Genomic DNA, 26,449 nt, shown 5'->3' with positions numbered 1-26,449 from the left:
GTTCTCCTTTATTTTCTTTTACTGCTGGAAGCAAGCGCCTTGTCCGTTTCAATCATGGTGTTCACCGCTTGTTCTGTTTGTACAAGCTGTTTCTGAAGAATGTCTATATAGGATGTACTTAATTCGTTCAGCTGCTGATTGATCTTTTCTAATGTATTTGCCGTCAGGAGCTGATTTCTTCCTTTGATGGTGGTTGGAAGGGCTGCATTCATTTGAGCGCCTGATTGTTTTGCATGCTGTAATACTCGTTTGACCTGACTGGCATCTATTTTAATTTCTCTGCTCATGTGACTACCCTCTTTTTTCTTCCAATTGTTGCTGCTTTTCTTTCTCTATTTTTCTTTCTACCGAATGGATTTCATGTTCTAATGAATGGATCTCTGATTTTAAGTCACTGATTTTCTCATCAATTCGATTCACTAGATTGGTCAGCTGTACAGCTTTTATTTCCTGACTAGCGGAAGCCATTTCGTCTCGAATGTCATCAAACGTGTCTGCTAAATGACCAAACCATGTATGTGATGTCAGATCTGGATGAGTGATTTTCTTGCTGGCATCTGACAGGGCCCATTTTGCCTCTTTGATTTCTTTGCGGCACATGTTGAGTTCGATGATTTGTTCTTTTTTGATAGATATATCTGCCTTTAATGAATACAAGGCTGCTTTATAACCGATGATTGCTCCAGATATGGTCAAACACCTCTATTCCTTAAATAGTCCTCCGTTATGTTACCATTTACTAGCACGAGAGGCATATGATTGAAAGTGAATTTACCAAAAAATGAATCGTGCGTATTGGGTTTTAATACCTATTTCTCGCGTACAAAAAAGCTGGATCCATTTACTGAATCCAGCTTTTTATTGCTTATTTGAGCGATTCACCTGCTGATGCTGATGGATGATCGCTAAATGAGGTGTCTTTCTTTTCAGGAATATAATGGAGAGAGAAACCAACAAGACTAAAAAAGGCACTTAGCACCAGTGTTGGGTTTTTGAATAGATTCGTACTCGCAATAATCATATCTCCCTTTTGCAAAAGAATCCCTAGTATTTGACCGAATACCAACAGGGCTCCTGACGTTAAGAACAGGACAAGCAGCACTTTAAATAAAAATTCCATCAATGCTCTCATGTGTTTCTCCTTTCTATACTGGAAGTATTCCCATTCCGATGAGCCAGCCAATTCCTACGATCGGCAGCATATAGTAGAGAATCAGAGGTATAAACGTTTTCTCTGGTCTGGCTCCTGCAAGACCAGAAGCAATGAAAATCGATCCTGATGCCGGCGGGGAAGCGCCTTCTGTCGATGAAAAAGCAAGAATGGCGACAACAGCTACAACTGGGTCCACTCCGACTGAGACTAAAGCTGAAAATGAGACAAGTCCAACAGCTGTTAACGTGGCTGTTGAAGATAATGGTCCAGCCACCAGCGTAACAAGAATACCCACAATGAGCACCATAAGCCATTTCGGAATGGTAAGTACTGATGTGATTTGCGTCAAATCTTCTGCGAGTCCTAATTCAGCAAGCACCTGACTAGCAGCAACAGCAAACAGCATCAAGGCGCCGATCGTTGTAAACTTAGGAATGGCCGACTTGAAAAACTGAGACCAATCTAGTGCAGACGCCTTTTTTCTTCCAATTGTTAAACTAATCAACATCATGAGAATCGGAATCCACGTAATTAAAGAAATTTGATCCATTGCCTCTGGTCCAATGTTTGGATTACTTTTTAAGTAGTTTGCCAGCGGACCTATTGTGATAATGATAGGAATCAAGGCACCGAAAAAAATAAAGATCGACTTCCACCCTTGTTTCACAGCTTCCCTAAAAGGAAGAATATCATCTGGCGGCATGGCCTGAATTTTATTCTTTTTCACCAGAATATACACCAGAATAAATCGGTATACGACTTGATACAGTCCTCCTATTAACAGGGCAATATATAAATCTCCCTCAGATACAAGGGCTGCAATTGGTGCAAACCCCAGCATGATAAACATTGAAGAGTTCGGAGGCAGTGCCGCCCCAAGTCCGCCATTCCCTGCTAAAATCGTAGCCGTATGGGTTCGGCTCCAGCCTGATTTAATCATCCAAGAGGCCGTGATAGAGCCAGTGGCCGCTGTGTTTGCAGAATTTGAACCTGAAAGAGCACCTAAGACTGCTGAACCTAACGTACTCATATAAGCCGCTCCACCAGGAAGTTTTCCTACAACCGAATTTAAGATTCGCAAGAGTGCATGAATTAATTCCAGCTTTTCGATTAAATAGGCCATGAATACAAATGCGACAGCTGCATAGAGCACCTCATATGTGGATGCAAATTTTAATCCATCCCAGAACAGTCTTAGTGCATCCAATCCGCCAAATAATGTGGTTGCAATAAAGCCTAATAGCATGGCTTCTCCCATATTCCGCTTCACGACGACATTCCATATAATGATGACAGCTATGAATACAATCAACGCAATAAAACCCATATCGTTTTTTCGCCTCCCCTTTGTTCAATAAAACGCTTACAATTTATTACCCCTGCTGCATGACGTCAATGACTTCTTCCCAGCTGGCCGGCTTTTTCCCATTAAACCGTTCAACGAATTGAAAGTCTGCTAATCTCTCAAGCTTTTGTTGTGCTGCCCGAGACATACTGGCATCAACCTCTGCTTCATCTAGCATTTCAATAGAGCCAAGAAGCTCGATCGCTCGTCTTTTTGCATGCAATGCACTCCCTGTCACAAGACGATTCATGGTCTCTTCAAAATTTTTGCTATCCATTGTATCGCTAAGTGAAGAAATCACTTGATGTTCCACATTGTACTTTTTTGAAATTTCCAAAAATTCAATCATGAGACCAACGATCCCCTTCATATAAACGCTTCTGATCAGCTTCAAGGCCGAAGCATCTCCTGGCTGGTCACTGATTTTTGTGATATTCATGCCATAAGCATTCATTACTTTCATGAATTGGTCAGTTCCACTGCCGCTTGCCGTGATCGGAACCTTGTGTTTGTTGACTGGAAGAGGTCCTAGCATGGCAGCATCTACGAATAGAGCTTTTTGCTTTTCAATTTCGTTTGCCACTTGTTTTTTGATGTCTGGTGTTGATGCCGATACATCTACATATAATTGATTCTCTTTCAAACTTCCCGATACGGATTGGGCCACTTCTAAGGTTTTATTCGCTGGCACAGCAGCAATGACAATATCAGATTTCTCAATGACTTCGCTAATACTGCTGGTTAATTGAACTCCTGTCTGCGATGCTTTTTCTTTCAATGCGCCAGCCAATTTCTCATTTTGTAATAGTACATCATACGCATAAAATTGGTCTAATCCTTCTGTTTTCAATCCTGTTGACAGCTCATATGCCGCTTCTCCATATCCAATAAAGCCTATCTTCATTACAGATTCCCCTATCCCTGATATTTTTTCATTCTGCCTTCCAGCCATGCCGGTGCTAAAAGACTGATGTCTTGCTTTCCTTCGTCCACATACTGTTGAATCGTTTTTAATCTTTGATTTTCATACGCTTGTTTCTCTTCTGCTAGCGTCAGCAGGTGTTCCGCCTTTTCCTTTGGAACGATGACCACTCCATCATCGTCAGCAATGACTAAATCACCTGGTGCTACTTTGACACCGCCGCACGAAATGGTTTGATTCAATTCCCCAGGACCATCTTTAAAAGGTCCGTTTGGCATAAATCCCTTACTGTATATTGGAAAAGCCAGCTCCTCTAAAGCGAGTTTGTCGCGAACAAGCCCGTCAATCACGATTCCTTCTATTCCTACAGCCTTTGCTGAATGTGCCATCAATTCCCCTAAATATGCATGACCCTTATGGTCTTTTCCATCAACAATCAGTACATCTCCTTCTTTTGCAGAGTAGATCGCTTGATGAAGAAATAAATTATCCCCTGGCCGTAAGCTGACGGTAAAAGCTGTACCTACTACATTCATACCTCTTGCAACTGGTTTGATTCGATGATCCATCGCACCGGTGCATCCCATCACGTCTGACAGCAAGGTTGAGTTAAGCTTTCTTGCCCGATCTATTAGATCATTTGACACGAATTGAACAGTACTCATTGTTTCCATCATCCCCTTTGAGTTACATTCATTACATTTAACTTTATATAAAGTAATATATATTACTTTTGTGATAAGATCATACCATCTCATTTTTATTTAGTAAAGCGCTTTCATAAAATTTTAAAATAAAAAAATGAGTCACCACACGACTAATGTGTTGTGTGATAACTCATTTTCGTTAACATATGATTGATTTGATCTAAACGTGGTTTTGTCCTTTCAGGATCATTAATGGCTAAGGCACTTAAAATGTAATCTACGATAAAGATAGCAGATACGACAGAGTTATGAGAGCCTACACTTGCTGAGGAACACGGTAATACATATTGTGCATACTTGGTTAGTGGAGAGCTGTAGCTGTCTGTAATTAAGAGCACTTCCACCCCATATGACTTCGCTGTCTCCAGCAAATCCTTCATACGCTTTGCATAGCGAGGATAGCTGACCGCTATAATGAAATCATCAGATTGAAAATGAACGAGTTCATCGACCCAGTCACTTTTGTCTGCATCAATATATTGACAGTTCCCCAGTAGGCGATTGATTCCTTGTGACAGATACTCTCCAACAGGTCTTCCACTTCGGACACTTGTACACAGAACCTGGCGGGAGCTGGCTATTTTTTCAACAATATGCTGAAAGGTTTCTTCCGTGATATTGTCTAAAGCATACTGGATATTTTGAAATTGCAGCTCGACATGATTATGCAGGAGCTTACTTTTATTTGAATGCTTGAGGTTCGCTTCAAGTCTCGTTTGAGGGGCAGCTTTATGCTTCATATTTGATTGAAGCTCTTTTTGAAGCTCGGAGAAACCGGAATACCCTACAGCAGCAGAGAATCTCATGATGGTAGCTGTACTCGTCCCTACTTTTGACGCCAATTTATCTACAGTTAAAAACGCGACCTCCATTGGATTTTGCACGATATAATCTGCAATTCTCCTTTGTGCCTCGGTTAATTCCGCGACCTTATGCTGAAGCTTATGTATTAAATCATCCATTATAGCACCTGCCCATTCTATCGGCTTTATCTACGATCAGATTTTTTCTTTTCCCCCTATATTGTACACATTTGTCATCAAAAAAACAGCCAGCACGAATCTATCGTACTGGCTGCCTTTGTTGAGATCATTATAGTGCTTGAGCTGCTGTGATAAGCGCAAGGTTGTAAACGTCTTCGGCGTTACAGCCTCTTGATAGATCGTTTACTGGCTGGTTTAAACCTTGAAGGATAGGACCTACAGCTTCAAAGTTACCTAAGCGCTGTGCAATTTTGTAGCCAATGTTTCCAGCTTCGAGGCTAGGGAAAACAAATACGCTGGCGTCGCCTTTGATGACGGAATCTGGCGCTTTTTTCGCTGCTACTGAAGGAACGAAAGCTGCATCGAATTGGAATTCTCCATCAAGTACAAGCTCAGGTGCCTTTTCTTTTGCAATGCGGACTGCTTCAGATACTTTTTCTGTTTCGTCTGATTTTGCTGAGCCTTTTGTAGAGAAGCTAAGCATTGCCACACGTGGTTCGATATCAAACATTTTGGCTGTGTTTGCACTTTCGATCGCAATTTCAGCTAGATCTTGGCTGTCTGGTGCAATGTTGATTGCGCAATCAGCAAACACATATTGCTCTTCGCCGCGAGCCATGATGAAGACGCCAGATGTTTTCTTTACGCCTTCTTTTGTTTTAATGATTTGAAGTGCTGGACGTACTGTGTCAGCAGTTGAGTGTGCCGCACCGCTCACAAGTCCGTCTGCAAGACCTTTATACACAAGCATTGTACCGAAATAGTTTTCATCTAGTAATGCTTTTCTTGCTTGCTCTTCTGTTGCTTTGCCTTTACGTCTTTCTACGAAAGCTTGTACAAGCTCTTCAAAACCTTCATATGTATGAGGATCATACACGTCAACACCATCAAGTGTAAGACCTAATTCTTTTGCTTTAGCTTCAACTTCTTGTTTTTTTCCTACCACAATTGGCTGCAATACTTTGCCATCTGCTAATTTTTGAACGGCTGTTAGAATGCGTTCGTCCATTCCCTCAGGAAAAACGATCTTTACTCCTTTACCTGCAACCTTTTCCTGAACTGTTGAAAAAATATCTGCCACTTCAATACCCTCCTTGATTTTACAAAAAAAGCGTTCTCTTTTAAGCATACTCTTCTTCTACCTAAATTCAAACTACCAACTTATATTATAGCGCTTACAAATTAAATTCTTATTTTTCAAACTAATTTAATCAATTTTGAGAAAAGCTGTTTTCCTCGTTCAAGTTTTGATCACATCTCCATTTGGACAAACTATGTTATAGTTGGAACAGATGGAAAACTGTTAATAGGAGTGAAAGAAATGAGCGAACAACATACAACAAATGAAGCAGCTCAAACACTAGATGGCTGGTATGCGCTGCATGATTTTAGAACAATCGACTGGACAGCTTGGAAGCTGCTGACAAGTGATGAGCGCCAAGCCATCATTCATGAATTCACAGGTCTATTGGAAAAATGGAAAACAGCTGAGCAAGATAAAGCTGGAAGCCAAACAATCTATAGTATTGTCGGCCAAAAAGCAGATATTATGCTCATGATTTTACGTCCGACAATGGAAGAACTAGGTGAAATTGAACTCGAATTCAACAAGACACGACTAGCAGAGTTTACGATTCCAGCTTATTCGTATGTTTCAGTTGTTGAGCTCAGCAACTACTTAGCAGGAGGCGGCGATGGGGGAGATCCTTACGAGAACCCGCATGTACGTGCTCGCTTATATCCAGAGCTTCCTTCTTCTCAATACGTGTGCTTCTATCCAATGGATAAAAGACGTTCTGGCAATGACAACTGGTACATGCTTTCCATGGATGAGCGTAAATCTCTTATGAGAAGCCACGGCTTAATTGGCCGAAGCTATGCTGGGAAAGTAAAACAGATCATTACAGGTTCTGTTGGTTTTGATGATTATGAATGGGGCGTTACCCTTTTCTCTGATGATGTGCTTCAATTTAAAAAATTGGTTTATGAAATGCGCTTTGATGAAGTCAGTGCACGCTACGGCGAATTTGGTTCCTTCTTTGTTGGAAACCGATTAGCAAACGAGCAGCTGGCGTCTTATTTCCATGTATGATAAACTCTTAAGGCTTCGGATCTCTCCGAAGCTTTTTTATGTATTTGTTTAGAAAGGTGATCACATCTTCATTTTCAGGATAAGTAAGAAACGAAACTAAACATGGCTCACAACAATGCAGTTAGGATGAACATCATTTTATTTCTTTAGTCTACTTTCAATAAATTGAAGTGTGTCAGCTGCTATTCTATTTCTAGATAGTACAATTCCAGCATGCCCACAACTGTATACGTGCCTTTTAGGTTGATTCCAACTATTCCACAGAGTATCAGCATCGTTTATGTCGATATACATGTCATATTTTCCTAATATTAAGAGTACATTTTCTTTTTCTACGAGAAGTTTTGCTTTACTAGGGTTCATAATATCCCAAGCTTTGTCGAGTTCTTCATACTTTATTCCATGTTCCTCCAGATCTCTTCGTATATACTTCCCAGGAAGAGTGTTCCAGATGGAATGCGCAATATTGTTCGCATAAAAAGCTGATACAACAATATTCACGTCTTTCTCGACTGTTGCTAATAAGTTTGTTAGCCACCCTCCTAAACTAATACCAACTACGATTATGTCCCCACCTTCATTTTCCTTGATCCATTTAATCAGCCCTCTAAGTTCAACAATAGCTTGCTGGGAGGATTGCACTGTTCGACTTATATTGGCGCTAATCATGTGTTCACCAGAATATGTTGAATTTTGTGGTTCCCTATCGAAATGATAAGGCAGCGTGTAGTAATACATATTCCAATCATAATGTTTAACGATCTTATCGTGATAAATCTTCTTGATTCTGTCGTATGAATCCATTCTCCATCCATGTACAAAGATTACATTAGGCTTGTGCTTTGACTCTTTTCGTAAAAACACTTCCCCAGAAACCTTGTCATTCTTATCTTCACCAGATTTGATGCTTGAATTAAAAGAAAATATTCCACTTTCTATGTTTGCTGTATGGTTGTTGATGTGAAATTGTAAATCAATAGGCTGAGCACTAAAAAAACGATCCCTGTTACCTACGTCAATAGGCGAATTATTATAGTGACTTTCTTTGCTTCTTGTTCTGTGCATATCCATTAATGCTGCATAATCTATTACTTTTAAAAGCTTCAAAAGAATGAACTCCTTTAATCTCAAATTATTACTATACGAATATTTCAGCATAAAAAGCTGAAAAGAAGACAAAGGGCTAAAATAAAAATCATTTAGCCCTTTGTCAACAATCTGAAACTTTTTATTTCACCACGGTCATTTTTGGCTCTTCTATTTGTTTCACACGTTCCTGAATCGTATGAGAAAAAGAGTGCTCTGACAAGACAATATGGGAGACGGTTTTTGTAAATCCAGACACTTCTTGAATAAAGGCTTCAATTTCTTCAAGAGAAGAAACTGACAGCTTAATGAAAAAGCAAGACTGCCCTGCCACTCGATAAGCAAAAAAGGCGCGTGGGTGCTCGTTCATAAAAGCCACAAAACGCTGATACTCCCCATTTAACACTGTAACTTCCAGCAGGCAGTCAATCAGAAGCCCTAATTTTTTATAATTGACCTGAACAGAATACCCTTCGATAATCCCTGCATCCTCTAATTTACGTACTCTTTCTGCTACCGCAGGTGCTGATAAATTCACTCGTTTGGACAATTCCCTCATGGATAAGCGGGCATCTTCTCTCAATTCATTTAAAATATGCACATCTACATCGGTGATTTTCATTCGTACCTCTCCTATCCAAAAATCGTTCCATTTGAAAAGTATTTTATGATAATACTTATGATACGAAATGTAAAATAAAACTAAATAATGGTAGAATTTATTTTAACGGAATTGAATGAAAAAGCAAGTATGGAGGGATCACTTGATGAAAGAATCTTTAGACAGCCAGGCTTCTAAAACATTTCCCATCACACTTGCCATTGCACTCACACTTGGCGTTTTTGCGGCGGGATCGGAAGAGCTGGTGATTTCACCACTGCTGCCTGATTTATCAAACTCCTTTCAGCACTCTCTTGATGTTCTCGCTCTTTCCATCAGCATTTATGGGTTAGCTGTGCTGGTTGGAGCTCCGCTGCTCGTTCCTTTAGGGGACCGGTATTCAAGAGAGCTGTGTTTGATTATTGGGCTGTCTTTCTTTTTGATTGGAACAGTGATGTGTGCTGCTGCCCCAAATTTGGCCGTGTTTTTTGCAGGCCGTGCTATTTCTGGGCTGGCGACTGGTGTATTTGTGCCAACAGCCTATGCTCTTGTGGGCGACCGGGTTCCATACGAATATCGCGGCAAAGTAATGGGACTCATTGTGTCAAGCTGGTCTCTTTCTCTTGTCCTTGGTGTGCCCATTGGCGCCTTTATCGGTCAAAGTTTGAACTGGCGCTGGACATTCTGGATTTTCGCCATGATGAGTCTCGTTGTCCTGCTGCTCGTCATCCTTGAATCTCGAAAACAAGTCGCAACAGTTAATCCGAAGGCACCTCAAGCTAGGGAGAAATCAGGCTCTTTATGGGGGGCTTTGAAAATCGAACGTGTACCTGCCTATTTGGCCGTGACATTTTGTAACATGCTTGGATTTTATGGCATGTACTCATTTTTAGGAGCTTACCTGCAAAGTCTGTTTTCCGGAGGGCAATCAACAGCTGGACTTCTAATCATGGCTTATGGTGTTGGCTTTTCCATGAGTATGTTTACTGGGAAATTAGCAGATTGGTTTGGCAAAACAAGGTCTCTTTTCTTTGTGCTGGGCGGCATTACGCTCGTTCTTGCCTTACTTCCTTATGCACCGTTCTCATGGACATTGCTCATTTTTGCTTTATTTATTTGGGGTGCCATGCAAAGTTTATCTGTCACGCTTTTGAGCACCGTCTTAAGCGACTGCTCCCAAACCCACCGAGGCAAAGTGATGGCTTTTTACAGCCTTGCTTCCAATCTTGCCGTTATGCTTGGGTCAGCTCTGATGGGACCTGTTTATGTCCATTTCGGCTATCATACGGTGGGGCTTGTATGTGCACTCATTACGCTTGTTGGTTTTCTCATCAGCTTCGTCAGCTATAAACGCGAAAAAACCTTACAGCAGAAACATAAAAATACATTTGAAACGTGAGCTCATTTCACTGCACATCTCGATATGTGCAGTTTTTTAGATCAATTTTTAATATCATCATAAAATACATTTTTTATAAATTTTGTTGACAATTGCCAATTTTATTTTTTATAATCTAGTAAAAATTTGAAAAAGATTGGATGGTAAACATGATCTTAAAGAATGATGTTTTTCATTTTAAAGAAGAGCCCATCGTTTCACCTAAGATGTTTACAGTCAATACATTAGGCCCTAAGGGGACAAGCAGTGAATATGCAGCAAAACATTTCATCTCTCATTCCACCACTACACTCGGCACTCATACGAAACTATCCCTTTATGACACATTCGAAACTTGCATTGAACATACTCTCTCTAACGCACTCCAATACACTCTCGTTCCACACGCATACGAAGGAATTAAACACTTCTACATGAGACCTGACCTACAGCTTCTACAAATATTCAGATGTGACACGCCCATGTATGGTTTGGCTGTCAGACCAGATTTCCCCTTTCAAGAACAAATGCTTCACCATTTAAAAATTGTTTCTCATCCTGCACCTGTGAATTTGATTCAATATTTTATTCATCAAAATGCTGAATTTGAGCTTGTCAATTCTACAAGTACAGCCGCACAAAAAGTAAGAGACGGCGAATTTGATTTCGCTTTAACCAATGAGGTGGCTAGAGCTACATACGGCCTCACCTTCATTCGAACATTTAAAAGCATTCCCATGAGCTGGTCTATATTCGGAAAAGGAGAGATGTAACATGACAACTGAACAAAAGGTGCAAGAATTATATTTTCCTCAAGCGAAAAAACGAGAATGGGATAATGGTGTCATCCAATATTCTACTGTCAGAGGCGATACGGAAGTGTTAATTTCACACGTCCCTCCTCACACGGTCATCGAACCTCATGAGCATCCAGAAGCACAAATCGGCATCGTATTAAAAGGCGAGCTTCAAATGACGGTCGGCCAATCGACCCAATTGCTCACCCCATTAGAATCAGCCTATATTGCACCACCATTCGTTCCTCACGGCGCATCGAATCTGACAGATGAAGAAGTGATCGCCATTGATATTAAGAGATTAAAAGATGGCGAAGAATATACGGCTCCTCCTACTTATTTCTTAGACATTTTCAAAACGCGTGATTTACTTCCTGGCATGGAAGTGACTTTTTTTGTGGAGGACTGGATGGAGCTTATGATTGCCAACATTCCGGGAAATGGCGGGGAAATGCCTTTTCATAAGCACCGCAATGAACAAATTGGGATTTGCATTAGCGGTGGGTACGATATGACGATTGAAGGCTTTACAGAAAAGATGGAATTTGGCACGACCTACTTCTGTGATCCAAAAGAAGATCACGGCGCCATTAATCCGAAGCCAGAAGCATCAAAGTCTATTAATCTCTTCTTCCCTCCACGCTATAACCGCTTAAAGCCAAAAGCGTCTAAGGTGAAGAAATGAACATTGCTGGAAAAGTCGTCCTGATTACAGGAGGTGCGTCTGGGATTGGGCTTGCCGCCGTCAAGCTTTTCCTTGAGCACGGAGCAAAAGTAGCAGTGGCTGATATCAATGAAGACAGCGGTAAACAACTCGTTGAATCATTGCCTCATGAACATGCTGCGTTTTTCAAAACAGATATTACGAATGAGTCTGACTGTCAAAAAACCGTTCAATCCGTGCTGAGCCAATTCGGGACAATTGATGTTTTGATAAACAATGCAGGCATCGAAATTGTCTCACCTGTTCACGAGATGACACTGGAAGATTGGAACCACATTCTACAGGTCAACCTGACTGGTGTATTTCTCATGAGTAAGCATACATTGCCGCATATGCTTGAGAAGAAAAGCGGAAGTATTATTAATACCGGATCTGTCGGAGGTCTCGTTGGCTGGCCTGACATTCCTGCATACAACGCAACGAAGGGCGGTGTCATCCAGCTCACCAAATCTATGGCGATCGACTATGCCGCTCATCAAATCAGGGTGAATTGTATCGCCCCAGGCATCATTGATACGCCATTAAATGAAAAATCCTTTTTAGACAATCATTCAGAAAGTCTTGAGGCTGTCAAAAAGGAAAAAGCAAAGGTGAACCCATTACTTCGTCTCGGAAAACCCGAAGAAATTGCGAGCGTGATGCTGTTTCTCGCCTCTGATCTATCCAGCTATATGACTGGAAGTGTTGTCACAGTAGATGGCGGTTACACCGCTAGATAAAAAGGAGTGCTTTCATTGAAGAAAAAAACCGTACTTGTCATCGCTGACTTAGGAGGATGCCCGCCCCATATGTTTTATGAAAGCGTGGCGTCATCTTATCATATCGTTTCTTATATCCCGAGACCCTTTGCCATTACAAAGGGTCACGCTGAACTAATCGAAAAATACTCCATTGCCGTCATCAAAGATCGTGATTATTTTGAGACACACCCTTCTTTTGAACACCCTGATTCTATTTACTGGGCACATGATGATTATCTGAAATCAGAGGAAGAAGTGGTAGATGACCTAGTCCGTGTGGCTTCCTTTTTCAAAGCTGATGCCATCACCACCAATAATGAATTATTCATTGCACCAATGGCAAAAGCAGCTGAGCGGCTGGGGCTGCGCGGCGCTGGGGTAAAAGCAGCTGAAATGGCACGTGATAAAAGTCAAATGAGGGCTGCATTCAACGCTGCTGGTGTCAAAGCGGTGAAAACTCAGCCTGTCACGACCTTAGCTGATTTCCAGCAAGCCATTGAACATATCGGGACACCGCTTATTTTAAAGCCTACATATTTAGCAAGCTCCATTGGCGTGACCCTTTTTCATGACAGAGCCGGCAGTGATGATCTCTTTTTAAATGTACAATCCTACTTGCAAACGATTCCCGTCCCAAACGCTGTGACATATGAAGCACCATTTGTCGCTGAAACGTATTTAGAGGGTGCTTACGAGGATTGGTATCAAGAGGATGGCTATTCTGATTATGTCAGTGTAGAAGGATTAGTCGTGGAGGGAGAATTTATCCCTTTTGTCATTCATGACAAGACCCCTCAAATCGGTTTTACAGAAACGGCCCATATTACTCCCTCGATCCTAGACAATGAAGCCCAACAAATCATCATTGAGGCAGCTAAGAAGGCAAATGAAGGGCTAGGCCTTGAAAACTGCGCGACCCATACAGAGATCAAGCTCATGAAAAATCGAGAAACAGGACTGATCGAATCCGCAGCTAGATTTGCTGGCTGGAATATGATTCCGAATATCAAAAAAGTGTTTGGGGTGGATATGGCCAAGCTGCTGATCGATGTATTAGTCGATGGAAAAAAAGCGGAGCTGCCAAAAGAGCTGCTTTCTGGACATACGCATTATATAGCAGACTGCCATTTGTACCCTCAGCATTTCAAAGAAAGCGGGCACATACCGGCAGAGGCCACACATATCACCATTGATCATATCCATATTCCTCAGGATGCTTTAGTTGGAGATACTGTGATCGTCAGTGAATCCGTCCCATCCAAAGGCACCTTTGTGGATCTATCTTTATTTGAAGCCTTTAACAGCATCGTGTCACTTGAATTAAAAGGGTCATCCTCACAGGATGTTGCCGCATCCATCCGCAACTTACAGAAGCAAGCTGCTATTCAGTTAATGGATGAATTAGTGAAGGGATAGAAAGAGAGGGTAACGTGGTGGAGATCTTACCATCTAACATAATTGAACGGCTGCCAGAACAGAAATTTGGAACCGTATTTGAGAAAATTGCGCAAAAAGCACAAAACGGAGCGAACATCATAAACCTTGGTCAGGGAAATCCTGATCTTCCTACTCCTGCACATATCGTAAGCGCCCTTCAAGAGGCAGCAGGCACTTTGCAATTTCAGCAATATGCACCTTTTAGAGGCTTCGACTTTTTCAAGCAAGCCATTGCAGATTTCTACAAAAAGGAGTTCGGCACTGAGATAGACCCACAGAAAGAAGTGGCCCTTTTTAATGGGGGAAAAACAGGCCTTTATGTCATGAGTCAGTGTCTGCTTGACCCTGGGGACGTTGCCCTCGTCCCCGATCCAGGATACCCAGAATATCATTCTGGGATCTTGATGGCAGACGCAAAGCCCTACTGCATCAAACTTGAATCGAAAAATGGCTATTTGCCTAATCTCTCTTCAATTGATCCGGAGGTGCTAAAAAAGGCAAAGGTTCTTTTCTTAAATTATCCGAATAACCCAACAGGTGCTGTGGCAAATGATGCATTTTTTGAAGAGACTGCTGAATTTGCCTCAGCTCACGGACTGCATGTCATTCATGATTTTGCCTATGGTTCATTTCATTATGATCAAAAACCAGTAAGCTTTCTGAACGCTCCTCTTGGGAAAAGCGTAGGAGTGGAATTATATTCTCTATCCAAGACATTTAATATGGCAGGATGGAGAGTCGCTTTTGCTGTAGGTAATGAGGACATCATCCAAGCCATTAACGCCTTCCAAGATCATGTGTTTGTCAGTATGTATGGCGGATTTCAACAAGCAGCAACCGTCGCCTTGCAAAGTGATGACAGTCACATACAATCATTAAAAGAGGTCTACCTTGAACGAATTCACTTCTTCATCCGTCAGGCAGAAAAACAGCTAGGATGGTCCATCGAACGTCCAGCTGGCGCCTTTTATTTATGGGCTCCAATCCCTGATGATTTTGAACATTCTCATGCATTTGCTGACTATTTACTCGAACATACTGATGTCGTTGTCACGCCTGGGGGTGTGTTTGGAGCACATGGAAGCCGTCATGTCCGCATCTCAATGGTTGCTCCAATTGAACAGCTTGCCCTGTTTATCGACCGGCTTCGCATCCTTCCGATTCGCTTTAATCAAAAAACCCGCATATAGCGGGTTTTTTATGCAGATTGTTGACAAAGGGCTAAAATGATCTTGATTTTAGCCCTTTGTCTTCTTTTCAGTGTGATAGAAAACCTTTGCAGTCTAGGAAGGACGGCTACCTTTGCGGAGCGAATTTGACATTCGTGAGCATCGGCTCGCAGACCTGACACCGAATGCGAGGGTTTTTTGATGCTATATACTTTTCATCGAACCACCATCGACAGATATTTGTTGCCCTGTAAGATAGGAGGCTTCCTCTGATGCGATAAAAGCGGCCAATGAAGCCATTTCACTTGCTGATCCCACTCGTTGCATTGGAATTCCTGACGCTACAGCCTGTACAGCTTCTTCCCGCGATAATGCCTGTTTACGCATCATGTTTTCGATAAATTGTTCATACCGATCTGTAGCAATAAATCCTGGGTTTAAACAATTCACTGTGATCCCTGAAGGTGCAAGCTGTGTGGCAGCATTTTTACTAGCATTGATAATCGCTGCATTCATCATACTGTTCGTAAACATTTGGTCACCGGGTTCCTTCCATAGGTTCCCGACAATTTGAATGATCCGGCCATACTCATGTCGTTTCATCATCGCTGCCGCACGCTTCATCGTATCAATGTACGCAATGGCTTTTTGAGAAAATACTGCCATCATCTGCTCGCTGTCACATGAATCAAAGGTATCCGGCTTCCCCCCTGGAATGTTATTAATCAACACATCCAGTCTGCCAAACTCTTTTTCTATTTCCGTAAAAGCCTCAGCCCTCACCCTATCATCTGACATGTCGCCACAGAAAAGAGCCACCGGCTCCTTTGTTTCTGCCATACGCCCAATGTGCTGCTGCGCATCTTCTAGCGAGGATTGATTTCTAGAATTGATGATGACCTTTACATTGTCTTGAGCGGCAAGCTTTATGGCGATGGCCTTTCCAATCCCTGTACTTGCTCCTGTTACAAATGCAATTCTTTTAGACAAACTCATCCACATCCCTTTTCTTATCAGCTTAGTACATATACATAAAATGACACATATAGAATGTATTTCAACAAAAAAAGACCTTTCTCCTGCGAAAGGCCCCCCGTTCTCTATTTAAATGTCGTTTCCCAATTAAACCCGATCGTTTCGTCATTCCAAGCGATTCTCTTTTCATCTGGGCTTTTCGGGTCATACGATTCTGTTGTGAAATACACAATTTGCAGCGGCGTCTCACCTAGTACACGATAGCCATGCGCGACACCCTTTGGGATGAGAAGCAGCATCGGATTATCTTCCCCCATATAATACACATCGGTTTGCCCCTTTGTGGGAGAGTCCTCACGCAAATCATATAACACGACCTGTGCATAACCTGCGGGGAAGAACCAAACGTCGTCTTGTTTTTCATGATAATGAAAGGCTTTGATCACGCCTGGAAAGCTTTTCGACCATGACGCCTGCCCAAAACGTTTCAGCATCGGTTCATCATCTCGAATGAGCTCTGCAAAAAAGCCGCGGTCATCACAATGTTTCATGAGTTTTTTCGTTTGAACACCATCAATCATTCTGTTGCCATCTCCCTTCTTTCTGCAAATATTCGTAAAGTGCATCCTTCCAATGCCTCGGCTGCCAGCCTGTGGCTTCAATCGCTTGAAGATCTAAGACAGAATAGGCTGGGCGAGGCGTTTGGAAGCCGTACTCTTCCGTGGAAATCGGCTCAATTGTGGCGGTCAGGCCGCTTTTCATCACAATTTCTGACGCAAAATCAAACCAGGAACAGCTTTCTCGATTACTGACATGATATACGCCTGCCTTTTGATCAAACAAATGAATCAAGGCCTCGGCTGCATCCTTTGTATAAGTAGGAGACCCTATTTGATCGTTCACAATGCGCAAATGATCCTTCGTTTCAGCGAGCCGAAGAATGGTATTCACAAAGTTATGCCCCTCATGTCCGTAAAGCCACGAGGTACGAATGATTTTCACTTCGTCTGACACAAGCTGAATCAATTCCTCACCAAGCTTCTTACTCTTTCCATAAATGGTTTGAGGATCTGCCTGTGCATCGATTTGGTAAGGGGTGTCCGCCTGCCCGTCAAACACATAATCTGTACTGACATGTAACACATCAGCGCCTGCGCGCTTTGCTTCCAGGGCTGTATAGTAGGCGCCAATGCCATTCACAAGATACGCCTTTTCCGTTTCTGTTTCACACTGATCAACAGATGTATAGGCTGCTGCACTGACAACAATATCAGGCTGAAAGTGTCTCATCGCATGTCTGACTGCCTGCTGGTCTGCGATATTGAGCATACTCCTCGTTAAGGCAATGACGGTCATGTCTTTATCCTTGAGCTGTCTGCTCAATTCTTTCCCTAATTGGCCGCCTGCACCAGTGATTAAAACTTTCATCCGTCACCCTTCTTCGCTCTGATCGTATTTGGTTCGATACCAATTGATCGTTTTTTCGATACCTTTTTCAAATGACGTCTCCTGCGTCCAGCCGAGCTCGCCTTTTAGCTTACTGGCATTAATGGCATACCGTCTGTCATGTCCTTTTCGGTCTTGAATAAACGCAATTTGATCATGACTGATCCCGAGCTGCGATAGAATGGTTTTGGTCAAATCGAGATTTGTTTTCTCGTTGCCGCCGCCAATATTGTATACCTGCCCGGCTGTGCCGTTTTCGAGCACCTGCTTCACAGCTCTCGCATGGTCCTCTACATACAGCCAATCGCGAATTTGCTGGCCGTCTCCATAAATCGGTATTTTCTCTCCATTGACTGCTTTTCTAATAATCGTCGGTATTAATTTTTCCTCATGCTGATACGGTCCGTAATTGTTGCTGCATCGTGTAATCATCGCGGGTAATTGGTGAGTGTGGATATAGGATTTCACAAGCAGGTCTGAACTTGCCTTGCTTGCTGAATAAGGATTATTCGGTGAAAGTGGTGTTTGTTCTGTGAAAGCAGGATCATCTGGCTCCAAATCTCCATATACTTCATCTGTTGAAATATGAATGAGCTTTTTCGCCTTTCCTTTTAAGACCGCTTCAAGCATACGATACGTTCCGAGGACATTTGTTTGAATAAAAGGCTCTGCCGATTCAATGCTGCGATCAACATGCGATTCTGCCGCAAAGTGAATGATCGCATCATAGACTTCGTCAAATGCTTGATCCAGCTCATGCTGAAGGGTAATATCCCCTTGAATAAAACGAAAATGAGACAACTTTAATAATTCATCCATCTCCTCTGGATGACTGGCATACGTTAATTTATCAAAAACGGTGAGCCGGACATCTGCATCCTGAAGCATCAGCTTCACAAAATTCAGTCCGATAAAACCCGCTCCGCCTGTAATTAAATAAGACTTCGTCATTCGGATCCCTCTTTTTTCTTCATCGTTTCAAACATCTTCGCAGATGCTTGGTGGAGAGATTCATGTGTTCCTGCATCAATCCACCACCCTTTTAACATATCATAGGTCAGCTGGCTATTTGAGATATAGAGATTGTTCACGTCTGTAATCTCTAATTCGCCTCGATCTGACGGCGAGATTCTCTCAATATATTGAAAAACTTCTTGATCATAAAAATAGATGCCCGTGACGCAGTAGGATGAGCGCGGATGCTCCGGCTTTTCCTCTATTGATAGAATCTGTTGACGCGTGGCATCAATTTCTGCAATGCCAAACCGCTTTGGATCTGCCACTTCTTTCAACAGAACCTTGGCTCCACTTTCTTGCTGCTGAAAAGCTTCAACAAAAGGGCTTAGCGAATCCTCAAATACATTGTCACCAAGCATCAGCACAAACTTCTCCTTTTCTACAAAGGGCTTTGCATAGGATAAACCGTCTGATATCCCAGACGCTTCAGGCTGCACCTGATATACGATGTTCATCCCAAGTTCCTGATCGCTTTCAAACAGCTTCTGAAACAGGGGGATTTGTTCTTCTTGTGATATGACCATCACATCTAAAATCCCTGCTTCCTTCAATTTGAACAATGACCAATAAATCATCGGATATGGACCAACCGGCAATAAATGTTTATTGAAAATCTTCGTTAAAGGCGCCAGTCGTGATCCCTTTCCTCCTGCTAAAATAACTCCCTTCACATCTACACATCCTTATGTTCTTTTTGGTGATGATTCATGAGGTGTATAAGAATGTTTTTCACTCGTTCAGTTCCTTTTCCATCAATGAGTGTCCGTCCATTGAGATGGATACTCCTGCGGAGAAAGTAGCTGCTGGACAGTCTTTCCACAGCGCACCGTATATCTTTTTCATCCACAAGTTCACCTAATCCAAGATGGCGGCAGGCTCCCTTTTGCGCAAAACGAGCGGCTGTCACTGCTTGGTGGTCTACTTGTGAAAGGACAATACTGGGCACTCCGATACAAACTGCCTCGTATAATGTCATCCCGCCAGCAACTATTGCCAGATCAGCTTCCGAGAGACGCGCAGGTAATTGATCTGTATGACGAATGAATTGAATATGCTCAGCCTCTATTTGTTCCTCGATGCGGGAGGCTTTTCCTGTAACCGCTAGAATGTGTAAGTGGTCAGCTTCGAGGAGTGCTGATACAGCCTTTGATAACAATCCGCGCGGGTCACTGCCCCCAAGGCTGATGACCACCTTTTTGCATTCTTTTCGAACCTCATATGTGTCTTTTAATCGGCTTATCTCTTGATCTAACAATAAATAAGGTGTTCCATAAAAATATTCTGTCCCATCTACTTGCATGTGCTTTTCGTCCAGACCACCATAAATGCCGTTCACGACAGCATCGGCAAGCTGACAGGCTTCTGCTCTTTTTTCTTCGAATAAGACCAGCCTTGCAGGGCCGGAGGACGCTTTGACCAATCGAAGAAATTGAAGGTCACAATCAAGTACATCAATCAACAGAAGAGCAGGATTCAGCTCTTTTATGTCCTGCTCCATCTGAAGGAATGCCTTCGACTCTTGCACCAAATGAACGTGCCAATCTGGACCTGAGAGCATTTCTACACAGATCTGTTCATTTGTATAGAAATATAAGTCGTTTCCTTCTTGAAGCAGTTTATTTGCCAGCCGTTTCATTCTGACGACATGCCCCATCCCTCTTAAAAAACCACCATACACAACAATCATGATTTTCTTGTTCATTCAGCATCCTTCTGTTTCACAAATTGATTCAACCGAACAATATCAGGATCTTGTTCGCAAATGGTGATGAGCTCAGCTGTCGGCACAGCAATGGAGCCACCGGCTTTCTCTAATAAATGGGTGGCAAACACGTAATCTTCTTCTGTATCTATCGTGAATCGATAAGCAGGATATGCAAGTTCTTTGGGCGGTGTGAATAATTGCAGATGAAATTGCTCAGGATGCTTTCTGATATAGAGCGTGACATGCTCACGCTCTGGCTGCGTAAGGGGAAAATTGTCGATTTCACTTAAAATTGGTGCGTTGATCATTTCCCCGGAAATACCGAGTGGCGTTCCAGTCGTATACGTGTAATCAGCCTTCTCTTGTCTATGTTTTTCAAGCATTTTCGACAAAAGGACCGGATCTATAAATGGGTTATCTCCCGTTAAACGCACAATGGTTTGCGGTTCAAAATGCCGGACAATCTGCGCAAATCGCTGCAGTACATCCGTCTCACTGCCACGAAATACTTTACAGCCCTTTGATAAACAATAATGAGCCAGCAGATCATCTTCTGCCTCAACTGTTGTGGCGATCATGAGGTTCTGCGTTTTGTGATTGTAATGAGCTGATTGCTTTACCCGTTCAACAATCAGGTCGATCAGCGCCATACCGCCGATCGGTTTCATCACCTTTTTTGGCAGCCTTGTTGAGCCCATTCTCGCCTGTATGACAAAGAGCACATCATTGATCATTTGACGTCTCCTGCACGAGTACATCTTTCCACGAAACCCCTGTATGGGCTGGGATATCTCTGACTGCCTTTGCGCCAAGTAAAACCGCCATATACCGCGGATGCAGACCTTGGCTTTTTTGTCCTGGGCGTAACACGGCTAGATTTTCCGCAGTCAATGTCTCGCCCTTTGCAATGCCTTTTGTCGTAAAAATTCCTCGATACGCAAATTCACGAATCTTGCCTTCAATGGCTGTTGTTGTTTTATAAGAACTGCCAAGGAGCTCCTCTGGCACTGAATGAGTGTCAGCTTCTGTTAGATTCCGCTGCTTTTCTGCCGCTCGAATATGCTGAACCATTTCCTTCAATTCTTCAGGATCAAGAGCAAAGGAATGATCAGCCCCAGGTAACGTTTTATCGACAGTAAAGTGCTTTTCAATGATTGCTGCCCCAAGCTTCACAGCGGCCACAGGCGCTTCAGTTGGATGCTCACTATGATCAGAAAAGCCAATGACTGCCTCGGGAAATGCCGCAGCTAAGGTTTGAAGCACACGCAGGTTCGTGTAAGCTCTAGGTGCTGGATACTTTGCTACGCAATGCATGATAGCGACCTGCTGATTATTTTGCTCGCTTGTAATTGCCTCATATGCTTCATGGACATCTGAAATGGTTGCCCCGGCTGTTGAAAAAATGATGGGCTTTTGAAAAGATGCCGTGTGACGCATAAGAGGCAAATGATTGATTTCATAGGATGCCAGTTTGAAAGCCGGCGGATCGGTTTGATTTAATAGATCCGCAGATTCTTCGTCACACACTGTGCTTAAAAATATCAGGCCTTTTTCCGCGCAGCGTGACAATAACACCGGGAGCCATTCTGGCGGCAGCTCCATTTGTTCCACTAAAGAAAAAATGGACACCTCTTCTCCCTTGGCTGTTTCGTACAAACCCGGTTCCTTTTGATACATCCGATCAGCTTGAAACATTTGAAACTTCACCGCATCGGCACCTGCTTCTTTTGCCACATCAATTAAAGCAAGCGCCTGATCCAGTTTTCCATCATGGTTAATGCCTGCCTCTGCAATGATAAAGACAGGCGCACCATCCCCCACTTTGCGATCTCCAATATAGAAATGCGCCATCTTACCTCTCTCCTTTTTTCGGCCACACATGGTAATACAAGAAGGCATTTTTTGTTCTAAAGCCCAGCTTTTCGTACAGCTGAATCGCGGTTGTGTTATGCATCTGAGTTCCGGCAGACATAAACCGATGACCTCTCTCATAAGAGGCATTTATGATTGCCATAACCAGCTTTTTTCCGATCCCTTTTCCTTGTGCATCCGGTCTAATGGACAATAAATCAAGTACCAGTTCATCGCCCTTTGCCACCCCTTGAATCAAACCAATGACTTCATCGTTCACCTTTGCCGCGAGATTGATCTCTGCACGTCCGAGTAAATTGTTTCTCATCCATTCCTGAAAGAAATGCTGGACGGCATTCTGATCTAAAAAAGGATCCAGTGCATACCGGCTTTTCATAAAAGCCTGATGAGCAAGTGACACCGCCTCATCGTAATCCTTTTCATCCGGCAGACTGATGACCACATCTTCATCTGTAGCTGGCATCTCCATTTGAACAGGCGGCGCCTCAAGACGAGTGAGACCGCCCACATAGTACACATGTGACAGCCTTTGGACGATGCGGTTTTTTTCAACATCCGCCGCTTCAAGTCGTAAAAAGAAAAAATCGCATTTTTCTGTTCTCATCCAATTGATGAAACGCTCCATCAATTCCTGAAAAGCAGGAGCTGACTCAGCTTCCGCAAACTTCACATGAAAAATGTGCTGGTCAAAAATGCCGCTTTCCCATTTTGACCATTCATATAACAGGACCGCTTTGAGCTGAGCGCCATTGACAAGAGCAAATTGCTTGAAGCCATTCATTTGTTCCGCTTGTTGACCGTATTTCTCCAGCCAAGCGGCCAGCACCTGATCATCTACAGCATGAACGACCTTCATAATGTTGCCTTCTGTTCTTTTAAAATAGACAACACCGCTGTGATAACATCCTGCACATCTTCATCTGTCATACTCGGATAGAGCGGCAGTGAGAGCGTCTGCTTGTAGTATGCGAGTGACTTAGGGAAATCCTCTGGTGAATAGTGATACGTTTGTTGATAGTATGGATGCAAGTGAACAGGGATAAAGTGAACACTCGTGCCGATTTTATATTCCTTTTGCAGCTGATCAATCAGTTCATCACGCGTGATGAATGCTTCTTTTGGATTTACTTGCAGTACATACAAATGCCATGCATGTCTTCCTTCTTGATGTACAGGCGGCAGGATCAGGCCCGCTTCTTTTTGAAAAGCCTGATTGTATGCTTTCGCAATCTGTTCTCTCCGTGCCTGCATGTCATCCAGACGGCTTAGCTGAACAAGCCCTAACGATGCCTGCACGTCAAACATGTTCATTTTATAGCCTGGTTCCTCGACCTCGTAATACCACGTTCCTTTTTCTCCATAACGATTCCACGCTCCCTTGCTCATCCCATGGAGCGCTAGTCTTCTAATCCGAGCCGCAAGCGCATCATCATTTGTTGTCAGCATGCCGCCTTCACCAGTCGCTAGATTTTTCGTTGCATAAAAGCTAAAAGCGGTCGCATCACCAATGGATCCAACGGGCTGACCGTGGTACGTTGTGTAAAGAGCATGGGCAGCATCTTCAAGTACAAATAGATCATACTTTTTGGCAATCGCTAAAATCCGGTCCATATCGCACGATTGACCAGCAAAATGAACAGGGACAATTGCTTTTGTATGTGGTGTAATCGCCGCTTCTAGTTTCTCTGCATCCAGATTGAGTGTCGCTGGATCAATATCGACAAATACAGGCGCTGCTCCAGTATGGATAATCGTATTGGCTGTTGCGCAGAATGTCAGAGGGGTTGTAATCACCTCATCCCCAGTCCCAATCCCTCTTGCCTTTAACGCTAAAAATAAAGCAGCCGTACATGAATTGACAGCGATCGCATGTTTTGCACCGGTCAGCTGCTGAAATTCTTCTTCAAACTGTCTTACTTTTGGTCCCGTTGACAGCCAGCCGGACTTTAATGTTCTAATGACTTCGTCAATTTCTTCCTGCTCAATGAAAGGCAGAGCATAAGGAAGAAATTGTGCTCTCTTTTTTCCCATATCGCTTGCACACCCCTATCTTCATCTCTGAAAATCCATACCAGTTTTTGTTTTGAGCAGAGAAAGCAGAACATCGGTAGATCGCGCATGCGGATAATGTTGTTTAATGAACTGAGCTCCTTGCTGTTTTGCCAGTTTCATCTCTTGTTCATCCGACAAAATACGAATGGCTTTCTCAGCTAGTTCAACAGGGTTTTCCATATGATAACTGCCAAGCGACTCGTAATATGGGTATCTTCTGCCTTCTGTCATCTTCCCGATCAGCACACTCTTTTCAAAAAGCATGGCTTCAAGACCCACTGTTGATGTGAGCGTAATCACGATATCCACATATGGCAGCAGATCATACAGGTCAATTTCTTTTTTAATCAATTTCACATGATTTCCCGCTCGTTCAATAGACACATAGTCATTTAATCGATTTCGAGCTATTTCCCAAGGATGCGGCTTCATGATGAGCTGAATGTCTTTCCGTTTGGCGATCGTTTTAAGAACATCGCCATAGAAAGCCTCAGAAAATGGCTGCGTTGCCACAAGCACGGTCTTTTTAGCCGGGCTGAAATTCAATTTGCGAAAGATGAGATCCTGTTGAAGCGGCGTTCGCTCCTTCACCAAATCAAACCTCGGATGACCTGTGATCTCCACCTGTTCCGGCTGACAGCCTTTGTCTACATACCAGTCCTTTTCATACTTTCCAAACACCCCATGGCAAGTCGTAAAAATCGGTAAAAAGGCTTCGTCTCCCATAAGCGCGCCGTGCTGAAGACAGATACTCGTAAGCTGGCGTTTCACTGTTTGCAAAGCGAGTACGCGGCTGTAAACATCCTCCGTCGTTCCAACAATGACAGCTGCAATCGGCTGCATTTGAAATAACACTTCTATCTGGTCAATGACATCAATAAATTGCACAATGTCCTTCCGTAGTTTTTCTCTAAAAAAGACATTGCCAAAGACAGGGTGGTGAGCGTAAGGTTTAAGGAGAGCATTTGCTTTTTCAATATATTCAGCATGGGCTTCTTTATTAACCTCTCCGGCTAATTCCGGCTTACTGATGACAGGTAATCCGAAATAATCCGCCTTCTTCCAGCGAGCGAGCACCACCGTTTGGTTTGGATGGAACCGGGTGTAATTTTGTTCAGTAAAACGCAGGTGTTCAAAGTGAAGCAATACCTTTCCATTCGCCGGACGATAAGAGATACGCTTGATCTGCTGCTTATGCTGATCAAAAAATGGCTGAATCTCTTCCGGTAATGGACAAGCGGTTGTCAGTTCTTGACCGAACGCTTCATCTTCCATGCGTTCCCTCACTTCAGGACTAATATATTGATAAAAATTACTGATCAACCCAAGAGGAATTTGCTTGTAGGACAAATCCTTCATCAGATTCACATACTCAAAGTACACTTGCCAATAATGATGAATATAGTGCGACACTTAGGTCACCTCCCATATCTTTGTTTTAATATACTGCGGAGCTCCCAGCAGGTAGACTGCTCGGGAAGTGCTTGAATAAAGGCACTTTTCTCTTCTTCTGCCAGCTGATAATGAATGGACTGTTCTGTGATGTAATTTATATCTAATATTTCATCAAAGGGATAGAACGGATAAAAATGATTTAACCGAAAAAAGAAACGGGCATCCCCTATTCGATAAAAATGCGGACTCTCGTCCCAGTAAGACCCAAATTCAGCATGAATTTTTGATAAAATGGATGCACGATGTACAACCGAGCAATGATCTATGGCACAGGGGGCATTCCATTGCACTGTTTGCGCTGGCCGAATTGTTTCCTTCACTGGCTCTTTTTTGCTATTTAAATAGATCACTTTAGAACTAGAATAGACAATATCTTTATCTGGATTGGCATCTAGATAATGAGTGAGCTTCTCTAAACGGTCCGGGGCGTAGACATTGTCATCTGTGGCATAGGAAATATACTCGCCCTTTGCCAGTTCTAATGCTTGATTAATAAGCACGGCGTAGCGAGTTTTCGCTGTTCTCTCTTCCAGCGTTTTGACACCGCTTTGGATAAAATGAACGCGGGGATCTTTGCGAAAGGGCTCAATCGCGGCAAGGGTTTTTTCGTTTGATCCATCATCCATGATAAAAAGTTCAAAGTCTGACAGCGTCTGGTTCAAGACCGCTTCAATCGATCTGCCGACGTAAGCCGCCTTGTTGTAGCTCGTCATAATGACAGTTACTTTTGTCAAAGTTTTCACCTCGGTCTCTTTCAAACTATGTTTATCATATGTGTCTCCTCTTAAAGAGA

At 42.9% G+C, this 26,449-nt stretch carries 29 protein-coding genes; 7 read left to right on the top strand and 22 right to left on the bottom strand.

The genetic code is table 11. The features are described 5' to 3' along the window. Window positions 1–8: 8 nt before the first annotated feature. The 8 genes from MHI60_RS09040 to pta all read right to left on the bottom strand — a co-directional run bounded on the left by MHI60_RS09040 (window position 9) and on the right by pta (window position 6,191). Window positions 9–287 (bottom strand): YwqI/YxiC family protein, encoded by a 279-nt coding sequence (locus tag MHI60_RS09040; RefSeq protein ID WP_144483872.1) that lies wholly within the window; start codon window positions 285–287, stop codon window positions 9–11. A 4-nt stretch (window positions 288–291) separates the two neighbouring features. Further along, window positions 292–690, bottom strand: a complete 399-nt coding sequence (locus MHI60_RS09035; RefSeq protein ID WP_144484306.1) for a DUF5082 family protein — start codon at window positions 688–690, stop codon at window positions 292–294. Between the two features lie 175 nt (window positions 691–865). Then, the gene (locus tag MHI60_RS09030) at window positions 866–1,132 is read right to left on the bottom strand and encodes a hypothetical protein (protein ID WP_041115477.1); all 267 of its coding nucleotides are present in this window, start codon (window positions 1,130–1,132) and stop codon (window positions 866–868) included. A 13-nt stretch (window positions 1,133–1,145) separates the two neighbouring features. Beyond that, the gene (locus tag MHI60_RS09025; RefSeq protein WP_048237701.1) at window positions 1,146–2,480 is read right to left on the bottom strand and encodes a TRAP transporter large permease subunit; all 1,335 of its coding nucleotides are present in this window, start codon (window positions 2,478–2,480) and stop codon (window positions 1,146–1,148) included. Window positions 2,481–2,526: 46 nt separating this feature from the next. Next, window positions 2,527–3,402: a prephenate dehydrogenase/arogenate dehydrogenase family protein gene (locus MHI60_RS09020; RefSeq protein ID WP_144483875.1), complete on the bottom strand. Its 876-nt coding sequence runs from the start codon at window positions 3,400–3,402 to the stop codon at window positions 2,527–2,529. 11 nt (window positions 3,403–3,413) lie between these two features. Beyond that, window positions 3,414–4,085: an RraA family protein gene (locus tag MHI60_RS09015; RefSeq protein ID WP_095409816.1), complete on the bottom strand. Its 672-nt coding sequence runs from the start codon at window positions 4,083–4,085 to the stop codon at window positions 3,414–3,416. Between the two features lie 152 nt (window positions 4,086–4,237). Continuing rightward, a complete protein-coding gene (locus MHI60_RS09010; RefSeq protein ID WP_095409817.1) occupies window positions 4,238–5,089 on the bottom strand; it encodes a MurR/RpiR family transcriptional regulator in 852 nt (283 codons plus the stop codon). A 130-nt stretch (window positions 5,090–5,219) separates the two neighbouring features. Further along, window positions 5,220–6,191 (bottom strand): phosphate acetyltransferase, encoded by a 972-nt coding sequence (gene pta / locus MHI60_RS09005; protein WP_024423792.1) that lies wholly within the window; start codon window positions 6,189–6,191, stop codon window positions 5,220–5,222. A gap of 240 nt (window positions 6,192–6,431) precedes the next feature. Here pta and hemQ point away from each other — a divergent pair, with 240 nt between their 5' ends. Next, a complete protein-coding gene (hemQ, locus tag MHI60_RS09000) occupies window positions 6,432–7,202 on the top strand; it encodes a hydrogen peroxide-dependent heme synthase (RefSeq protein ID WP_024423793.1) in 771 nt (256 codons plus the stop codon). 138 nt (window positions 7,203–7,340) lie between these two features. Here the strand turns inward: hemQ and MHI60_RS08995 are convergent, their stop codons facing one another. Both MHI60_RS08995 and MHI60_RS08990 read right to left on the bottom strand, forming a co-directional pair. Next, entirely contained in the window at window positions 7,341–8,309 is a 969-nt protein-coding gene (locus MHI60_RS08995; RefSeq protein ID WP_144483878.1) for an alpha/beta hydrolase family protein, read from the bottom strand. Between the two features lie 121 nt (window positions 8,310–8,430). Next, entirely contained in the window at window positions 8,431–8,910 is a 480-nt protein-coding gene (locus MHI60_RS08990) for an Lrp/AsnC family transcriptional regulator (protein WP_095409820.1), read from the bottom strand. Between the two features lie 145 nt (window positions 8,911–9,055). On the opposite strand from MHI60_RS08990, the gene MHI60_RS08985 reads away from it, so the two are divergent. The 6 genes from MHI60_RS08985 to MHI60_RS08960 all read left to right on the top strand — a co-directional run bounded on the left by MHI60_RS08985 (window position 9,056) and on the right by MHI60_RS08960 (window position 15,155). Continuing rightward, the gene (locus tag MHI60_RS08985) at window positions 9,056–10,288 is read left to right on the top strand and encodes an MFS transporter (RefSeq protein ID WP_144483881.1); all 1,233 of its coding nucleotides are present in this window, start codon (window positions 9,056–9,058) and stop codon (window positions 10,286–10,288) included. 149 nt (window positions 10,289–10,437) lie between these two features. Next, complete coding sequence (locus MHI60_RS08980; protein ID WP_024423797.1) at window positions 10,438–11,040, top strand: bacilysin biosynthesis protein BacA; 603 nt, start codon at window positions 10,438–10,440, stop codon at window positions 11,038–11,040. Window position 11,041: 1 nt separating this feature from the next. After that, a complete protein-coding gene (locus tag MHI60_RS08975; RefSeq protein ID WP_144483884.1) occupies window positions 11,042–11,749 on the top strand; it encodes a cupin domain-containing protein in 708 nt (235 codons plus the stop codon). Continuing rightward, window positions 11,746–12,507, top strand: coding sequence for an SDR family NAD(P)-dependent oxidoreductase (locus MHI60_RS08970; protein ID WP_144483887.1), 762 nt, complete (start codon window positions 11,746–11,748; stop codon window positions 12,505–12,507). Before MHI60_RS08975 ends, MHI60_RS08970 begins: the two co-directional genes overlap by 4 nt. A gap of 15 nt (window positions 12,508–12,522) precedes the next feature. Beyond that, window positions 12,523–13,944, top strand: a complete 1,422-nt coding sequence (locus MHI60_RS08965) for an ATP-grasp domain-containing protein (RefSeq protein ID WP_144483890.1) — start codon at window positions 12,523–12,525, stop codon at window positions 13,942–13,944. 17 nt (window positions 13,945–13,961) lie between these two features. Beyond that, window positions 13,962–15,155: a pyridoxal phosphate-dependent aminotransferase gene (locus MHI60_RS08960; protein ID WP_186437288.1), complete on the top strand. Its 1,194-nt coding sequence runs from the start codon at window positions 13,962–13,964 to the stop codon at window positions 15,153–15,155. Between the two features lie 183 nt (window positions 15,156–15,338). On the opposite strand, the gene MHI60_RS08955 is transcribed toward MHI60_RS08960, so the two are convergent. The 12 genes from MHI60_RS08955 to MHI60_RS08900 form a co-directional block, all read right to left on the bottom strand. Beyond that, the gene (locus tag MHI60_RS08955; protein WP_276553819.1) at window positions 15,339–16,130 is read right to left on the bottom strand and encodes an SDR family oxidoreductase; all 792 of its coding nucleotides are present in this window, start codon (window positions 16,128–16,130) and stop codon (window positions 15,339–15,341) included. A 104-nt stretch (window positions 16,131–16,234) separates the two neighbouring features. Beyond that, entirely contained in the window at window positions 16,235–16,690 is a 456-nt protein-coding gene (locus tag MHI60_RS08950) for a dTDP-4-dehydrorhamnose 3,5-epimerase family protein (RefSeq protein ID WP_144483896.1), read from the bottom strand. Then, the gene (gene rfbD / locus MHI60_RS08945; RefSeq protein WP_144483899.1) at window positions 16,683–17,537 is read right to left on the bottom strand and encodes a dTDP-4-dehydrorhamnose reductase; all 855 of its coding nucleotides are present in this window, start codon (window positions 17,535–17,537) and stop codon (window positions 16,683–16,685) included. Before rfbD ends, MHI60_RS08950 begins: the two co-directional genes overlap by 8 nt. Before the next feature lie 3 nt (window positions 17,538–17,540). Beyond that, the gene (gene rfbB, locus MHI60_RS08940; protein WP_144483902.1) at window positions 17,541–18,506 is read right to left on the bottom strand and encodes a dTDP-glucose 4,6-dehydratase; all 966 of its coding nucleotides are present in this window, start codon (window positions 18,504–18,506) and stop codon (window positions 17,541–17,543) included. Then, window positions 18,503–19,243, bottom strand: coding sequence for a sugar phosphate nucleotidyltransferase (locus MHI60_RS08935; protein ID WP_048237714.1), 741 nt, complete (start codon window positions 19,241–19,243; stop codon window positions 18,503–18,505). The genes rfbB and MHI60_RS08935 overlap by 4 nt, the downstream gene beginning before the upstream one ends. A 2-nt stretch (window positions 19,244–19,245) precedes the next feature. Next, entirely contained in the window at window positions 19,246–20,274 is a 1,029-nt protein-coding gene (locus MHI60_RS08930) for a glycosyltransferase (RefSeq protein WP_095409831.1), read from the bottom strand. Further along, window positions 20,271–21,011, bottom strand: a complete 741-nt coding sequence (locus tag MHI60_RS08925; protein WP_144483905.1) for a glycosyltransferase family protein — start codon at window positions 21,009–21,011, stop codon at window positions 20,271–20,273. Before MHI60_RS08925 ends, MHI60_RS08930 begins: the two co-directional genes overlap by 4 nt. After that, window positions 21,001–22,128: an N-acetylneuraminate synthase family protein gene (locus tag MHI60_RS08920; RefSeq protein WP_144483908.1), complete on the bottom strand. Its 1,128-nt coding sequence runs from the start codon at window positions 22,126–22,128 to the stop codon at window positions 21,001–21,003. The genes MHI60_RS08925 and MHI60_RS08920 overlap by 11 nt, the downstream gene beginning before the upstream one ends. A gap of 1 nt (window position 22,129) precedes the next feature. After that, window positions 22,130–23,005, bottom strand: a complete 876-nt coding sequence (locus MHI60_RS08915; RefSeq protein WP_144483911.1) for a GNAT family N-acetyltransferase — start codon at window positions 23,003–23,005, stop codon at window positions 22,130–22,132. Then, window positions 23,002–24,180: a DegT/DnrJ/EryC1/StrS family aminotransferase gene (locus tag MHI60_RS08910; protein WP_144483914.1), complete on the bottom strand. Its 1,179-nt coding sequence runs from the start codon at window positions 24,178–24,180 to the stop codon at window positions 23,002–23,004. The genes MHI60_RS08915 and MHI60_RS08910 overlap by 4 nt, the downstream gene beginning before the upstream one ends. 21 nt (window positions 24,181–24,201) lie before the next feature. Beyond that, on the bottom strand, window positions 24,202–25,614 hold the full coding sequence (locus MHI60_RS08905) for a CDP-glycerol glycerophosphotransferase family protein (RefSeq protein WP_144483917.1): 1,413 nt from the start codon (window positions 25,612–25,614) through the stop codon (window positions 24,202–24,204). A 5-nt stretch (window positions 25,615–25,619) separates the two neighbouring features. Continuing rightward, window positions 25,620–26,390 carry a glycosyltransferase family 2 protein gene (locus tag MHI60_RS08900; protein WP_186437289.1) on the bottom strand — a complete coding sequence of 257 codons (771 nt, stop codon included), beginning with the start codon at window positions 26,388–26,390 and terminating at the stop codon, window positions 25,620–25,622. Window positions 26,391–26,449 lie beyond the last annotated feature (59 nt).

This window comes from Bacillus sp. FSL K6-3200 (assembly GCF_038630485.1).
Classification (GTDB): domain Bacteria; phylum Bacillota; class Bacilli; order Bacillales; family Bacillaceae; genus Bacillus; species Bacillus safensis.
Note: the sequence above shows the minus strand (reverse complement) of the source record. Positions and strands in the feature narration are given on the sequence as shown.